General features: G+C 75.7%; 14 protein-coding genes. 13 read left to right on the top strand and 1 reads right to left on the bottom strand.

The annotated features are described in order from the left end of the window. Window positions 1-370 precede the first annotated feature (370 nt). Genes ssd through ABZ621_RS09715 form a run of 7 tightly spaced genes read left to right on the top strand, consistent with a single transcriptional unit; the run spans window position 371 to window position 5374 of the window. Window positions 371-1516 carry a septum site-determining protein Ssd gene (gene ssd, locus ABZ621_RS09745; RefSeq protein ID WP_360602488.1) on the top strand — a complete coding sequence of 382 codons (1146 nt, stop codon included), beginning with the start codon at window positions 371-373 and terminating at the stop codon, window positions 1514-1516. After that, on the top strand, window positions 1513-2721 hold the full coding sequence (locus ABZ621_RS09740) for a TadA family conjugal transfer-associated ATPase (protein WP_360602486.1): 1209 nt from the start codon (window positions 1513-1515) through the stop codon (window positions 2719-2721). Before ssd ends, ABZ621_RS09740 begins: the two co-directional genes overlap by 4 nt. After that, window positions 2718-3590: a type II secretion system F family protein gene (locus ABZ621_RS09735; protein ID WP_360602484.1), complete on the top strand. Its 873-nt coding sequence runs from the start codon at window positions 2718-2720 to the stop codon at window positions 3588-3590. Before ABZ621_RS09740 ends, ABZ621_RS09735 begins: the two co-directional genes overlap by 4 nt. Continuing rightward, window positions 3580-4395, top strand: coding sequence for a type II secretion system F family protein (locus ABZ621_RS09730; protein ID WP_360602482.1), 816 nt, complete (start codon window positions 3580-3582; stop codon window positions 4393-4395). Before ABZ621_RS09735 ends, ABZ621_RS09730 begins: the two co-directional genes overlap by 11 nt. Window positions 4396-4450: 55 nt before the next feature. Further along, the gene (locus ABZ621_RS09725; protein WP_360602480.1) at window positions 4451-4672 is read left to right on the top strand and encodes a DUF4244 domain-containing protein; all 222 of its coding nucleotides are present in this window, start codon (window positions 4451-4453) and stop codon (window positions 4670-4672) included. Continuing rightward, entirely contained in the window at window positions 4659-5030 is a 372-nt protein-coding gene (locus ABZ621_RS09720) for a TadE family type IV pilus minor pilin (RefSeq protein WP_360602478.1), read from the top strand. The genes ABZ621_RS09725 and ABZ621_RS09720 overlap by 14 nt, the downstream gene beginning before the upstream one ends. Further along, window positions 5027-5374, top strand: a complete 348-nt coding sequence (locus tag ABZ621_RS09715) for an Rv3654c family TadE-like protein (protein WP_360602476.1) — start codon at window positions 5027-5029, stop codon at window positions 5372-5374. The genes ABZ621_RS09720 and ABZ621_RS09715 overlap by 4 nt, the downstream gene beginning before the upstream one ends. Window positions 5375-5423: 49 nt before the next feature. Here ABZ621_RS09715 and ABZ621_RS09710 read toward each other — a convergent pair whose 3' ends face one another. Further along, a complete protein-coding gene (locus tag ABZ621_RS09710) occupies window positions 5424-7952 on the bottom strand; it encodes a DEAD/DEAH box helicase (RefSeq protein WP_360602474.1) in 2529 nt (842 codons plus the stop codon). A gap of 80 nt (window positions 7953-8032) precedes the next feature. Between ABZ621_RS09710 and ABZ621_RS09705 the strand changes: the two genes are divergently transcribed. The 6 genes from ABZ621_RS09705 to ABZ621_RS09680 all read left to right on the top strand — a co-directional run bounded on the left by ABZ621_RS09705 (window position 8033) and on the right by ABZ621_RS09680 (window position 14282). Then, window positions 8033-8386, top strand: a complete 354-nt coding sequence (locus ABZ621_RS09705) for an STAS domain-containing protein (protein WP_030749286.1) — start codon at window positions 8033-8035, stop codon at window positions 8384-8386. A gap of 13 nt (window positions 8387-8399) precedes the next feature. Further along, window positions 8400-8858 (top strand): ATP-binding protein, encoded by a 459-nt coding sequence (locus tag ABZ621_RS09700; protein WP_360602472.1) that lies wholly within the window; start codon window positions 8400-8402, stop codon window positions 8856-8858. A 199-nt stretch (window positions 8859-9057) separates the two neighbouring features. Continuing rightward, window positions 9058-11391, top strand: a complete 2334-nt coding sequence (locus tag ABZ621_RS09695; RefSeq protein WP_360602470.1) for a sodium-translocating pyrophosphatase — start codon at window positions 9058-9060, stop codon at window positions 11389-11391. Window positions 11392-11553: 162 nt separating this feature from the next. Continuing rightward, entirely contained in the window at window positions 11554-12213 is a 660-nt protein-coding gene (locus tag ABZ621_RS09690) for a small secreted protein (RefSeq protein ID WP_360602468.1), read from the top strand. Between the two features lie 167 nt (window positions 12214-12380). Next, a complete protein-coding gene (locus ABZ621_RS09685) occupies window positions 12381-13934 on the top strand; it encodes a methyltransferase (RefSeq protein ID WP_360602466.1) in 1554 nt (517 codons plus the stop codon). A gap of 150 nt (window positions 13935-14084) precedes the next feature. Continuing rightward, on the top strand, window positions 14085-14282 hold the full coding sequence (locus ABZ621_RS09680) for a hypothetical protein (protein ID WP_360602464.1): 198 nt from the start codon (window positions 14085-14087) through the stop codon (window positions 14280-14282). Window positions 14283-14406: the final 124 nt, after the last annotated feature.

The following is a 14406-nucleotide window of genomic DNA, read 5'->3' as shown; positions in this document are numbered from 1 at the left end:
CGTTCGCGACCGTGCTAACCCGGACCGGCTCCTCCCCCCCCGAGTCGGCCGGAGAGACGACCCCCGCTCTCCCCCCCGGCGGGGGTCGTCGCATGTCCGGAGCCGTTTTCGCCCGCTGGGCCATGGCTCGCTCCCTTCCCTTCCGCCGCCGCGCGCCCGGCTGTCCGGCGCCCGGCGACCCCTCGATTCGTCACTCAGAGTAACCGGCGGGCTGCGTTCCGGGCAGTCCTCGGACGGGTGGTCGAGATATTCACAGGCAGTGGATTGTCCACAGTTTTTCGGTGGACTCCGCACGATTTCCCGCTCGGCCTCACCGTGATTCCCGTCGCGAAGTTCGCGGCCCGCAGGAATCACGAGAGGGGTGTGCGCGATGCACAAGCCGACGGTCTCCCGCACGGGAGCGGAGCACGAAGCCACGGCGCGGCACGAGTCCACGGCGCGGGACGGGGAAGGGGTGCGCGGGCCCGGTCCGCTGATCGTCACCGAGGACGTCGCCCTCCTCGACGACCTGCTGCGGCTGTGCGCCGCGGCCGGCGTCGAGCCCGAGGTGCACCACCGGGTGCCCGAGCGGCGGGCGAGCTGGACCGATCCCCCGCTCGTCCTGGTCGGGGAGGACGTCGCGGCCCGCTGCCGGGGCTCGGTGCGCCGGCCCGGGGTCGTCCTCGTCGGACGGGCCCCGGACGACCCGGAGGTGTGGCGGCTCGCCGTCGAGCTCGGCGCGGACAGCGTGCTCAGGCTGCCGGGCGCCGAGTCCCGGCTCGTCGAGCGGATCGCCGACGCCGCCGAAGGGGGCGGCCGGACGGCGCTGACCGTCGGCGTCGTCGGCGGACGCGGCGGCGCCGGCGCCTCCACCCTCGCCTGCGGACTCGCGCTCGCCGCAGCCCGCTCGGGCCGGCGGACCCTGCTCGTCGACGGCGACCCGCTCGGCGGCGGGCTCGACGTGCTCCTCGGTGCCGAGCGGGAGGAGGGCAGGCGCTGGAGCGACTTCACCGCCTCGAAGGGACGGCTGGCCGGCGGGGCCCTGGCCGAGTCGCTGCCCGCGGCCCGGGGCGTGCGGGTGCTGAGCTGGGGCCGGGAGCCCACCGGCTCCGTGCCGCCCGACGCGGTCCGGGCCGTGCTCGCCGCGGCCCGGCGCGGCGGCGGGGTCGTCGTGGTCGACCTGCCGCGCGCCGTCGACGAGGCCGGGGCCGAGGTCCTGGCCCAGCTCGACCTCGGCCTCCTCGTCGTCCCCGGCGAACTGCGGGCCGTCGCCGCCGCCCACCGCATCGCCGGCACCCTCTCCCTCGGCGTCCGCGACCTGCGGGCCGTGGTGCGGGGGCCGTACGCGGCCGGGCTCGACGAGCGCTGGGTCGCCGACGCGCTGCGACTGCCGCTCGCCGGCGAACTCCCCTACGACCCCGTCATCGTGACGGGCCAGGACGAGGGCACCCCACCGGGCGCCGACCCCCGGGGCCCGCTCGGCCGCTTCTGCGCCGCCTTCTGGGAGCAGGCGCTGCCCTCCGGCGGTGCGGCATGACCGGCACCGGCGCGGTGGAGACCGCCCCGTCCGGTGCGCTTCCGGTCGCACGGGCCGGCGGGTCCGGGCTCCTCGACGCCGTGCGGCAGCGGCTCGCGGCGAGCGGCGCCGAGCCGACCCCGGCCCGCGTCGCGGCCGCGCTGCGGGCCCAGGGGCGCCTGCTCGGGGACACCGAGGTGCTGGGGGCCGCCGAGGAGCTGCGGTGCGAGTTGACCGGCGCGGGACCGCTGGAGGCCCTGCTCGCCGATCCGGACGTCACCGACGTCCTCGTCTCGGCGCCCGACCGGGTGTGGGTCGACCGGGGCGCGGGCCTGGAGCGGGTGCCCGTCGTCTTCCCGGACGCCGCCGCCGTCCGGAGGCTCGCCCAGCGGCTCGCGGCCGTGGCCGGGCGCCGCCTCGACGACGCCCGGCCCTGGGTGGACGCCCGGCTGCCCGACGGCACCCGCATGCACGCGGTCCTCCCGCCCGTCGCCGTCGGCTCCACCTGCCTCTCGCTGCGGGTGATGCGACCCCGGGCCTTCACCCTGGAGGAGCTCACGGCCGCGGGGACCGTGCCGCCCGGCGGCGACCGGGTCCTGCGCGCGCTGATCGAGGCCCGGGTGTCGTACCTGGTCAGCGGAGGCACCGGCACGGGCAAGACGACGCTCCTCGCCGCCCTGCTCGGCCTCGTCGGGGAGCGCGAGCGGATCGTCCTCGCCGAGGACTCGGCCGAGCTGCGCCCCGACCACCCCCATGTGGTGCGGCTGGAGGCCCGGCCGCCGAACCAGGAGGGCGCCGGCCTCGTCACCCTCAGGGACCTGGTCCGCCAGGCCCTGCGGATGCGGCCCGACCGGCTGGTCGTCGGCGAGGTCCGCGGCGGTGAGGCCGTCGACCTCCTGGCGGCCCTCAACACCGGGCACGAGGGCGGCTCGGGCACGCTCCACGCCAACACGGCCTCCGATGTGCCCGCCCGGCTCGAAGCGCTCGGCACGGCCGCGGGACTCGACCGCGCCGCCCTCCACAGCCAGCTGGGCGCCGGACTCTCCGCCGTGCTGCACCTGGTGCGCGACCCCGACGGGCGCCGTCGGATCGCCGAGGTCCACGTCCTGGAGCGGGACCGGGACGGTCTCGTGCGGACGGTGCCCGCGCTCCGCTGGGCCCCGTCCGGCTTCGAGCGGGAGCGGGGCTGGCCCCGCCTGGGCGCGCTCGTCGGAGGTGCCCCGTGACGGTCGGGCTGTACGCCGGGTTCTGTCTCCTGGCCGCCGGAGCCGCGCTCGCCCTCCGGCAGGCCGCCGGGCGCCGCCGCGTGGTCCTGCGGGCGAGGGCCCTGCTCCCCGGGGACGGGGCCGGGTACGGGAGCGGAGGCTTCGGCCGGGCGGCCCTCGGCCGCTGGTGGGCGGCCGCCCGTGGGCGACCGGAGTGGCTCTGTCTGCCCGCCGCCGGGCTGATCGCGCTGGCGGGCGAGTCGCCGCTGCCGCTGGCCGTGGGCGCCCTGGCCGTCCCGCTCGTGCGGCGGCGGCTGCGGGCCGCCGGGGCGCGCAGGGAGCGCGAGGCGCTGGCCGGGCGGGTGGTGGCGCTCTGCGAGGCCGCCGGCGGCGAGCTGCGGGCCGGCCGCCAGCCGGGCCACGCCCTCGCCTACGCGGCCCGCCGCACCGGCGCCCTCGGCGCGGAGGAGGCCCCGGTGCTCGCCGCGGTCGGCTTCGGCGGCGACGTGCCGGAGGCGCTGCGGAGAGCGGCCCGCCGGGCGGGCGCCGAAGGCCTCGCGGGTCTCGCGGCCTGCTGGCAGGTGGCCGTCGACAGCGGCGCGGGACTGGCCGCCGGCCTCGACCGGCTGGAGGCCGCCCTCCGGGAGCAGGACGAGCGGCGCGCGGCGCTGCGGGCCGAACTGTCCGGGGCCTGGGCCACGGTGGCCGTGCTCGCGGCCCTCCCGGTGGCCGGGATCGGTCTCGGCGCGGTCATGGGCGCGGAGCCGCTGCGGGTGCTGCTGCACACCCCCGCCGGAGGGGCCTGTCTGGTGCTCGGCGGTGCGCTGGAGGCGGCCGGGCTGTGGTGGGCCGCGCGGATCGTTCGGGCGGGAGGCGGCGATGCGGAGTGAACTGCTGGTGAGGGCGGCCCCGCTGCTGCTCCTGGGCTGCTGGCTGCTCGGCCGGGCCTGGCGGCGACTGGCGCGGGTGCGCGGCGGGCGGGGCGCCCGGCGACGGCTCGGCGGGCTGCTGGCGGACGCCGGCGGCGGGCCCTTGGGGGCGCGGGCCGGGGCGCCGGGGCGGCGGTGGGCGCGGCTGACGGCCGGACCGCGGGACGTGCCGGCAGCGGTGCGGGCGGCGGTCGTGGGCGCGGTGCTCGTCGCGGGGGTGTTCCTCGGGGCGGTGGCGGCGCTGCTCGCGGTCGTGGGCGGAGTGCTCGGTGCCCGGTGGTGGCTGCGGCGGGCCGGTGCCTCCCGGTCGTCGGCCGTGGACCGGGAGGCGGCGGCACGGCTCCCGCTGGCGGCCGATCTGCTGGCGGCCTGCGCCTCGGCCGGAGCCGGGCCCGGAGAGGCGGCGGAGGCCGTGGGGCGGTCCCTCGGCGGGCCGCTCGGGGAGCGGCTGCTGCGGACCGCCGCCGAGCTGCGGCTCGGCGGTGAACCGGCGGAGGTGTGGGGGAGATTCGGCGCGATACCGGGCGCCGAGGGGCTCGCCCGCTGCCTGGAAAGGGCCGACGCCTCCGGGGCGCCCGCCGCGGAGGCGGTGGCCCGGCACGCGGCCGGACTGCGGGCGGCGACCGCCCGCGCGGCCGCCGCCCGGGCCCGCCGGGCCGAGGTGCTGATCAGCGCCCCCGTGGGGCTGTGCTTCCTGCCCGCGTTCCTCGCGGTCGGGGTGGCCCCGGTGGTGATCGGCCTGGCGAAGGGCCTGCTCGGCCCCTGAACGACGACACGACATGAACCGACGGAACGACGGACGAACGACGGAGGGAAGAGAGATGGAAACGGCATACACGCGGGTGCGGGCGGCGCTGCGGGGGTTCTGGGCGGCCCGACGGGCCGCGCTGCGGGCCGACGGCGGCATGAGCACGGTCGAGTACGCGCTGGGCACGCTCACGGCGGCCGGCCTGGCCGCCGTGTTCTACAAGGTGGTGACCGGCGGGTCCGTCGCGGGCGCCCTGGAATCCCTGGTCACGAAGGCACTCGATGCGCCGTTCTGACCGGGGCCGGGACCGGGGGTCGGTGACCGTGGAGGCGGCGGTGGTGCTGCCGGTGCTCGCGCTCTTCGCCATGGCGCTGCTGTGGGCACTGGCCGCGTCCGCCGCGCAGATCCGGTGCGTGGACGCGGCCAGGGCGGGGGCGCGGGCGGCGGCCCGTTCGGAGCCCGCGGACGCCGTCGTGGCCGCCGCCAGGGCCGCCGCGCCCGAGGGGGCCCGGGTGGCGGTGGCGCGGGAGGGAGAGCTGTGGCGGGTGACCGTGGAGTCCGCGGCGCCCGGGCCGGGCGGCCTGGGCGTGACTCTGAGGGCCGGGGCCGCGGCCCTCGCCGAGGACACCGTCGGGGGAGGGGGCCCGGTGTGAGGCGCGGACACGGCGACCGGGGCGTCGCGAGCGTGTGGACGGCCTTCGCGGCCTGCGCCCTGTGCGTGGTCTTCGGGGCGGTGCTGGCGCTCGGACAGGCGGTGGCCGCCCGGCACCGGGCCGGTGGCGCCGCGGACCTCGCGGCCCTGGCGGCCGCCGACCGGGCGGTCCGGGGCGAGCCGGAGGCGTGCGCGGCGGCCCGCCGCGTCGCCACCGCGCAGGGCGCCGAGCTGCTCCGCTGCCGGCTGACCGGTGCCGAGGCGGAGGTGACGGCCCGGGCGGCCGCCGGGCCATGGGCCCCCACGGCCAGATCCCGCGCGGGCCCGGCCACGCCCGGCCCCTGACCCCTCCGGCCCCTGACCCCGGGCCGTTCGGTCGGCGGCGAGGTGCCTTCTACGTGGGATCGGTCTCCGGCTCCGGGTTCGGCTCCGGGGCGGGTGTCGTGGCCGCGGGGTCCGTGGGGTCCGCGGGGTCCGTGGGGGGTTCGCGGAGGAGTTCGGTGAGGAGGCGGATGGCGCCTCGCTTGTGGAGGGGGTCGTTGCCGTTGCCGCACTTGGGGGACTGGATGCAGGAGGGGCAGCCGGCCTCGCACTCGCAGGAGGCGATCGCCTCGCGGGTGGCGGCGAGCCAGGTCCGGGCGGTGTGGAAGGCGCGTTCGGCGAAGCCGGCGCCGCCGGGGTGGCCGTCGTACACGAAGACGGTCGGCAGCAGGGTGTCCGGGTGGAGCGGGACGGAGACGCCGCCGATGTCCCAGCGGTCGCAGGTGGCGAAGAGCGGCAGCATGCCGATGGAGGCGTGTTCGGCGGCGTGCAGGGCGCCGCCGAGGATCTCCGGGGTGATCCGGGCGGCGTCGAGCTGGTCCTCGGTGACCGTCCACCACACGGCCCGGGTGCGCAGGGTGCGGGGCGGCAGGTCGAGCTTGGTCTCGCCGAGGACCTCGCCCGTGATCAGCCTGCGGCGCAGGAAGGAGACGACCTGGTTGGTGACCTCGACGGAGCCGTAGCAGAGGCGGCCCGCGCCCCAGGGGAGCTCGGTGTCGGTCTCCAGGACGCGGATGGAGGTGGTGTCGCGGGCGACGGTCGAGTACGGCGGGACGGTCTCTTCGACGAGGGCGACGGAATCCTCCAGGTCCAGCGTGCGGACCAGGTAGGTGCGGCCCTGGTGGAGGTGGACGGCGCCCTCGTGGACGGAGGCGTGGGAGGCGGCCTCGTCGACCGTGCCGAGGAGCCGTCCGGTGCCCTCCTCGACGATCCGGACCGGGCTGCCGCCGCCGCCCCGGATGTCGGCGAGGTCGGCGGCGCGCTCGCGGCGGGTCCAGTACCAGCCGCCGGCGCGGCGGCGGAGCAGCCCGGCGCCCTCCAGCTGGGGCATGAGGCCGGGCGCGGCGGGGCCGAAGAGGGCGAGGTCGGCCTCGGTGAGGGGGAGCTCGGAGGCGGCGGCGCAGAGGTGGGGGGCGAGGACGTAGGGGTTGTCGGGGTCCAGGACGGTCGACTCGACCGGCTGGTCGAAGATCGCCTCGGGGTGGTGGACGAGGAAGGTGTCCAGCGGGTCGTCACGGGCGATCATGACGGCGAGGGCGCCCTCGCCCGAGCGGCCCGCCCGGCCGGCCTGCTGCCACAGCGAGGCCCGGGTGCCGGGGTAGCCGGCGATGAGGACGGCGTCGAGGCCGGAGACGTCCACGCCCAGCTCCAGGGCGGTGGTGGCGGCGAGGCCGAGGAGCTCCCCGGAGTGCAGGGCCCGTTCCAGGGCGCGGCGCTCCTCGGGGAGGTAGCCGCCCCGGTAGGCGGCGACCCGGCGGGCGAGGGACCGGTCGGTCTCGGCGAGCCGTTCCTGGGCGATCACCGAGATCAGTTCGGCGCCGCGCCGGGAGCGGACGAAGGCGACCGTGCGGACGCCCTGCCGGGTGAGGTCGGTGAGGAGGTCGGCGGTCTCGGCGGTGGCGGTGCGGCGGACCGGGGCGCCCCGCTCGCCCTGGAGCTCGGTGAGGGGCGGCTCCCACAGGGCGAAGACGAGTTCGCCGCGGGGGGAGGCGTCGTCGGAGACCTCGGTGACGGGCAGGCCCGTGAGCCGGCCGGCGGCGCGGGCCGGGTCGGCGGAGGTGGCGGAGGCGAGGAGGAAGACCGGATCGGAGCCGTACCGGGCGCAGACCCGGCGCAGCCGGCGCAGGACCTGGGCGACGTGGGATCCGAAGACGCCCCGGTAGGTGTGGCACTCGTCGATGACGACGTAGCGCAGCGAGCGCAGGAAGGAGGACCACCTGGGGTGGGAGGGCAGGATGCCCCGGTGCAGCATGTCGGGGTTGGTGAGCACGTAGTTCGCGTACTGGCGGACCCACTCGCGTTCCTCGACGGGGGTGTCGCCGTCGTAGACGGCGGGCCGGATCCGGTTGCCGAGCGGGGCGGCCAGCTCGCGGACGGCGCGGCGCTGGTCGGCGGCGAGGGCCTTGGTGGGGGAGAGGTAGAGGGCGGTCGTGCCGCGGCCGTTGGCGGCCTCGGCGCCGTCGAGGAGGGTGGAGAGGACGGGGGCGAGGTAGGCGAGCGACTTGCCGGAGGCGGTACCCGTGGCGATCACCACCGACTCGCCGTCGAGGGCGTGCTCGGCGGCCTCGGCCTGGTGGGCCCACGGGTGCTCGATGCCGGCGTCCTGGATCGCGGCGATCACCTCGGAGCGGATGCGGTCCGGCCAGACGGCATGACGGCCCGCCCGAGCGGGCATGTGCTCCATATGAGTGATGCGCGCGGCGCGGCTCTCGCCCGAGGCGAGCCGTTCGAGGACCCGGTGCGGGGAGGGGCGGCTGCCCGTGTCCCCGGCGGGTCGAGCGGTGCGGTGATTCGTGGCCATCGGCACCGAGTGTGTCACCGGCGTGACGGACAATGCTTCCAAGGCGTCGTGCATGGCTGCTGGTAAGTGATTGAATGCCATCGCGGCTGGCGATTCGTTCTCCGACTCCGCCCGGGAGATCCGAGGGGGCGAACGCCCGATAGCAAGGTGCTGGAGGATCCGTGGACCTGTCCCTGTCGACTCGCACTGTGCCCGGAGCTGGCGGCGACCGTACGGTCGTCGAGGTCGGTGGCGAGATTGATGTTTATACCGCGCCCAAGCTGCGCGAGCAGTTGGTCGAGTTGGTGAACGACGGCAGTTACCACCTGGTCGTCGACATGGAGGGAGTGGACTTCCTCGACTCCACCGGCCTCGGCGTGCTCGTGGGTGGCCTGAAGCGCGTGCGTGCGCACGAGGGTTCGCTGCGCCTGGTCTGCAACCAGGAGCGCATCCTCAAGATCTTCCGGATCACGGGCCTCACCAAGGTCTTCCCGATCCACACCTCGGTCGACGAGGCCGTCAACGCGGTCGACTGACCGGGGGGATCCCATGGCCACCGTTGAACTCCGCTTCAGCGCCCAGCCCGAGCACGTCCGCACGGCCCGCCTGGTGGCGGCCGCGGTCGCCCGCCGGGCCGGGGTGGACGAGGCGGTCCTCGACGAGGTGCGCCTCGCCGTCGGCGAGGCGTGTTCCCGCGCGGTCGGGCTGCACCGCCTCGGCGGCGTCACCACGCCCATCCGGGTCGTGCTGACCGAGGAGGAGAAGACGTTCTCCATCGAGGTCGGTGACGAGGTGCCCGGTTCCGGTGCCGCCGCCGGTGTCCCCGGCGCGCGGTCCGAGGCCCCGGCGGAGGAGTCCGACGAGGCCGACGGCGAGGACGAGATGGGTCTCGCCGTGATCCGGGGGCTCGTCGACGACGTCGAGGTGACCGCCGGCGAGGACGGCGGCACCATCCGGATGACCTGGCCCACCACCCTGGCGGAGGCGGACGCGGACATCCTGTCCTGACCCCGCGGCCCCCGGCGGCGTACACAGGCGTACACAGACGTACGTGAAGAGGCCCTGCCGTATTCGGCAGGGCCTCTTCACGCGTTCCGGGCCCCCGGAGGCGCGCTCAAGGCCGTTCTCGGGGCAATCGAAGGATTCCGGCGGGGTGCCATCCCTTCCATCCCTTTCGCCCCACTTCCACTGCCTATGATCCGTGCCCATGCACCCGGAACCGGAATTGGCCCAGGCCCCCGCCGCCCTCGCCGCGGCGGTGCTCACCAGCGGGAACCGGACGATCGTCGCCGTCATCGCCGGGGTCGCCCTCGCCGCACTGGTCACCGCCCGGCTCTTCGGCCGGCAGGTGCTCAAGGCCGACGAGGGCACCCCGGTGATGCGGCGGATCGCCGCCGCCGTGCAGGAGGGCGCCAACGCCTACCTCGCCCGCCAGCTGCGCACCATCGCGCTCTTCGCCGTCGTCGTCTTCCTCCTGCTCCTCGCGCTGCCCGCCGACTCCTGGTCGCAGCGGGCCGGGCGCTCGCTGTTCTTCCTGGTCGGGGCGTTGTTCTCGGCGGTCACCGGCTACGTGGGGATGCGGCTCGCGGTCCGGGCCAACGTCCGGGTCGCCGCCGCCGCGCGGGAGGCCGCCCCGGCCCCCGGCGAACCCGGCCGCGACCCCGTGGAAGCGGCCCACCGGGCCCTGCGCATCGCCTTCCGCACCGGCGGCGTCGTCGGCATGTGCACGGTCGGGCTCGGACTGCTCGGCGCGGCCTGCGTCGTCCTCGTCTACGCCGCCGACGCCCCCAAGGTCCTGGAGGGATTCGGCCTCGGCGCCGCCCTCATCGCCATGTTCATGAGGGTCGGCGGCGGCATCTTCACCAAGGCCGCCGACGTCGGCGCCGACCTCGTCGGCAAGGTCGAGAAGGGCATCCCCGAGGACGATCCGCGCAACGCCGCCACCATCGCCGACAACGTGGGCGACAACGTCGGCGACTGCGCGGGCATGGCCGCCGACCTCTTCGAGTCGTACGCCGTCACCCTGGTCGCCGCCCTCATCCTCGGCAAGGCCGCCTTCGGCGACCACGGCCTGGTCTTCCCGCTGGTCGTGCCCGCGATCGGCGTCCTCACCGCCGTCGTCGGCGTCCTCGCCGTCGTGCCCCGGCGCTCCGACCGCGGCGGGATGCGCGCCGTCGACCGGGGCTTCTTCGTCTCCGCCGTCGTCTCCCTCGCCCTCGTCGCCGTCGCCGCCTTCGTCTACCTGCCGTCCTCCTACGCCGACCTGGCCGGCGTCACCGAGCCCGGCCTGAACGAGCACGACGGCGACCCCCGGGTCCTCGCCCTGGTCGCCGTCGCCATCGGGATCTTCCTCGCCGCGCTCATCCAGCGGCTCACCGGCTACTTCACCGAGACCGGCCGCCGCCCCGTCCAGGACATCGGCCGTTCCGCGCTCACCGGCCCCGCCACCGTCGTCCTCGCCGGCGTCGCCATCGGCCTGGAGTCCGCGGTGTACGCGGCGCTCCTCATCGCCCTCGCCGTCTACGGGGCCTTCCTGCTCGGCGGCGCCTCCGTGATGCTGGCGTTGTTCGCGGTCGCACTCGCCGGGACCGGGCTGCTCACCACGGTCGGCGTGATCGTCGCCATGGACACCTTCGGCCCGGTCGCCGACAACGCGCAGGGCATCGCCGAGATGTCCGGGGAGGTCAGCGGCGCCGGGGCGCAGGTCCTCACCGAGCTGGACGCCGTCGGCAACACCACCAAGGCGATCACCAAGGGCATCGCGATCGCGACCGCCGTCCTCGCCGCCGCCGCGCTCTTCGGCTCGTACCGCGACGCCATCGCCACCTCCGTCGCCGAGGTCGGCGCCAAGGCCGGGGAGTTGACACTCTCCATGGACATCTCGCAGCCCAACAACCTCGTCGGGCTGATCCTCGGCGCGGCCGTCGTCTTCCTCTTCTCCGGACTGGCCATCAACGCGGTCTCCCGGTCGGCCGGTTCGGTGGTGTACGAGGTACGGCGGCAGTTCCGTGAGCACCCCGGGATCATGGACGGCACCGAGCTGCCCGAGTACGGGCGGGTCGTCGACATCTGCACCAAGGACGCGCTGCGGGAGCTCGCCACGCCCGGGCTGCTCGCCGTCACCGCCCCCGTCGCGGTCGGCTTCGCGCTGGGCGTCGGCCCGCTCGGCGCGTACCTCGCCGGGGCGATCGGTACCGGCGCGCTGATGGCGGTCTTCCTCGCCAACTCCGGCGGCGCCTGGGACAACGCCAAGAAGCTGGTCGAGGACGGAAACCACGGCGGCAAGGGCAGCCCGGCGCACGAGGCGACGGTGATCGGCGACACCGTCGGCGACCCGTTCAAGGACACCGCGGGACCGGCGATCAACCCGCTCCTGAAGGTCATGAACCTGGTGGCGCTGCTGATCGCCCCGGCCGTGGTCCGCTTCGGCCACGGCGAGGACGCGAACGCCTGGGCGCGGGCCGGGATCGCCGTCTTCGCGCTGCTCGTGGTGGTCGTCGCGGTCCGCGCCTCCAAGCGCCGTCCGGTGGCCGTCGCCTGACGTGGCGTCCGTCTCATTTCCCGGACGTGCGGACCGCCCGGAGGCCGGGCGCCCCTTGGGTCAAACGGATTCAACACGGGAGGAATCCCTCGTACGAAAGGTGGAAGTCGTCCGCGCGGCGTGTATGTTCCGGGGCCGAGAGTCTTGGAAGGGACCGATCCGTTGAACAAGAAGCTTGCGGCAGCGCTGTCCGGCGGTGCGGTACTGGTGCTCGTGCTGTCCGGCTGCAGCGAGGACGAGGGCGACAAGGTCAACGACTGGGCCAAGTCGTTCTGCGACCAGGCCAAGCCGCAGATCCAGAAGCGGGCCGACGCCCACCAGATCATCATCTCGACCGCGGCCGACAGCCGTCCGGCGGAGATCCAGGCCGCCGACTCCCAGGCGTTCAAGGACATCGCGGACGCCGACCGGGCGCTCGCCAAGGCCGTGGAGAGCGCCGGCGTCCCGCCGATCGAGAACGGCGAGAAGGTCCAGAAGGACGTCATCGCGGAGCTCAACGCGACCGCCGTCGCCTACGACGGACTGAAGAAGCAGGTCGACGCGCTGGACCCGACGAACCAGCAGAAGTTCGCCGAGGGCCTGAAGGACGTCGCCGACGGCCTCACCAAGATCGAGAAGATGGACCAGAACGCGCTGGCCAACCTGGAGAACGGCGAGCTGGGCCAGGCCATGGCCCAGCAGCCCGGCTGCCAGAAGCCGACGCCGTCGGTCCCGAAGACGCCGTCCGGCTCCGCCTCCCCGAAGGCGGGCGCCACGGCCACGCCCACCACCTCGGCCTCGCCGAAGGCGACGGCCTCCGCCTCCGCCTCCTCGGAGTCGTAGAACCGCGGAAGTCGTAGAGCCGCGGATGTCCTAGAGCCGCGGGATCCGTACGCGACACGGCCGGCACCGGGCGCTCCCGGGCCGGCCGTCGGTCCGTCGCCGACGGGTCGCCCCTCGCCGGGCTGTCGTCGACCGGGATGCCGGGGGCGGCCGTCACAATGGAGCACGTGAGTACGACCAGCCTGACCACCAGCCTCCCGGTGCCCGCGCACGCCGCCCGACTGCGCGAGGCCCTGCTCGCCGCGGACTTCACCGCCGACGGTCTGCTCGACCGGCTCGGCGCCCCCGCCTACGCGGCGCTCGCCCGCAGCGAGACCGTGCCCGCCCTGCGCGCCACCCGGGGCGACTCCCCACTGGAGACCCTCGTCCGGCTCTTCCTGCTCCAGGAGTCCGTCGAGCCCGCCCGGGCCGCCGCCGCCCTCCCGCTGGAGGAGGCGCTGGCCGACGGCTGGGTGGCCGAGGAGGACGGTGCCGTCCGCGCGACCGTCGACGTGCGGCCGTACGGCGGACCGGAGGGCGAGGACTGGTTCATCGTCTCCGACCTGGGCTGCGCCGTCGGCGGCGCCGGCGGGATCGGCTCCAGGGAGGAGGGGGTCGTCCTCGGCGTCGGCGGCGCCTCCACCACCCTCGCCGGCATCACCGTCCGCACCCCGGTCGCCGCCGCGCTCGACCTCGGCACCGGTTCCGGCATCCAGGCCCTGCACGCCTCCCGGCACGCCACCCTGGTCACCGCCACCGACCTCAACCCCCGGGCGCTGGACTTCACCCGGCTGACGCTCGCGCTCTCCGGGGCCCGCGAGGCCGAGCTCCTGGAGGGCTCGCTGTACGAGCCGGTGGACGGCGACACGTACGACCTGGTCGTCTCCAACCCGCCGTTCGTGATCTCCCCCGGCGCCGGGCTCACCTACCGGGACGGCGGGATGAGCGGCGACGACCTGTGCCGGACCCTCGTCCAGCAGGCCGGCGAGCGGCTGAACGACGGCGGGTACGCGCAGTTCCTCGCCAACTGGCAGCACGTCGAAGGCGAGGAGTGGCAGGACCGGCTCCGCTCCTGGGTGCCGCGCGGCTGCGACGCCTGGATCGTCCAGCGCGAGGTGCAGGACGTCACCCAGTACACCGAGCTGTGGCTGCGGGACAGCGGCGACCACCGGGGCGACCCCGAGGCGTACCGGGCGGCGTACGACCGCTGGCTGGACGCCTTCGAGGCCGGCGGGACCAAGGCCATCGGCTTCGGCTGGATCACGCTGCGGCGCCATCCGGCGGTGGCGGCGGGCGAGGCCGAGCCGTCGATCGTGATCGAGGAGTGGCCGCACCCGGTGGAGCAGCCGCTCGGCCCGACGGTCGGCGCCCACTTCGAGCGCCAGGACTACCTGCGGACCCATGACGACGCCGCCCTGCTCGCGGACAGCTTCACCCTCGCCCCCGAGGTGGTCCAGGAGCAGGTCGGGCTGCCCGGCGCCGAGGACCCCGAGCACGTCGTCCTGCGGCAGAACCGGGGCATGCGCCGCGCCACCCGGGTCGACCACGTGGGCGCCGGTTTCGCGGGCGTCTGCGACGGCTCCCTCAGCGCCGGCCGGATCCTCGACGCGATCGCCCAGCTGATGGGCGAGGACCCGGTGCTGCTGCGGGACCGCACCCCGCAGGCCATCCGGCTCCTCGTGGAGGAGGGCTTCCTCACCCCGGAGTCCCTCCTTCCGGAAGAGAAGCCGGCCTCGGAGTAGTCGGGCACTACCGGCCATCTTCGTGAAACCGGACGGCCCGGCCCGCGTCGTTCACCCGGAATTCGCGTCCGTGACGCCGGGAGGTGTCAGCCTCCCCTCGGGAGACACACTTCGCGCGGGACGGCGCCGGGACGGAAAGCGGGTACGGGCATGGAGAGCGGGCCGGCGATCTTCGCGGGAGCGGCGTTCACGCTGTTCGGAGGCGCGCTGCTGCTGTGGACGACCGTCCGCGTCCGGCAGGGCGAGCCGGTCGCGCTCGGCGTCGCGCCCCGTGCGGCCGCCGCCTTCGCGGGCCTCGCCGGGGCGCTCTTCCTGGCCCTCGGCCTCTGGTGCTTCGGCCGCGTCTGAGACCCGCCCCACAGTGAACCGCCCCGCCGGTCCGGCAGTCCGGGCGGCAGGAAGGGCAGGAGTCGGGTTACCGTTCGAGTGGCCGTTGCGGGCTTTCCCTGTTTGACACGGGGGCGGGTTGTAC

Origin of the sequence: Streptomyces sp. NPDC007863, from assembly GCF_040633895.1 — a bacterium.
In the GTDB taxonomy this organism is placed as follows: Bacteria; Actinomycetota; Actinomycetes; order Streptomycetales; family Streptomycetaceae; genus Streptomyces.
This window is presented reverse-complemented; position numbering and strand designations above follow the sequence as displayed.

Excerpts from the sequence above, each read along its gene's own strand:
- ABZ621_RS09700 (WP_360602472.1), top strand. The coding sequence starts at position 8,400 with ATGGCCACCGTTGAACTCCGCTTCAGCGCCCAGCCCGAGCACGTCCGC.
- ABZ621_RS09720 (WP_360602478.1), top strand. The coding sequence starts at position 4,659 with ATGCGCCGTTCTGACCGGGGCCGGGACCGGGGGTCGGTGACCGTGGAG.
- ABZ621_RS09725 (WP_360602480.1), top strand. The coding sequence starts at position 4,451 with ATGGAAACGGCATACACGCGGGTGCGGGCGGCGCTGCGGGGGTTCTGG.
- ABZ621_RS09695 (WP_360602470.1), top strand. The coding sequence starts at position 9,058 with ATGCACCCGGAACCGGAATTGGCCCAGGCCCCCGCCGCCCTCGCCGCG.
- ABZ621_RS09740 (WP_360602486.1), top strand. The coding sequence starts at position 1,513 with ATGACCGGCACCGGCGCGGTGGAGACCGCCCCGTCCGGTGCGCTTCCG.
- ABZ621_RS09680 (WP_360602464.1), top strand. The coding sequence starts at position 14,085 with ATGGAGAGCGGGCCGGCGATCTTCGCGGGAGCGGCGTTCACGCTGTTC.
- ABZ621_RS09730 (WP_360602482.1), top strand. The coding sequence starts at position 3,580 with ATGCGGAGTGAACTGCTGGTGAGGGCGGCCCCGCTGCTGCTCCTGGGC.
- ssd (WP_360602488.1), top strand. The coding sequence starts at position 371 with ATGCACAAGCCGACGGTCTCCCGCACGGGAGCGGAGCACGAAGCCACG.
- ABZ621_RS09710 (WP_360602474.1), bottom strand. The coding sequence starts at position 7,952 with ATGGCATTCAATCACTTACCAGCAGCCATGCACGACGCCTTGGAAGCA.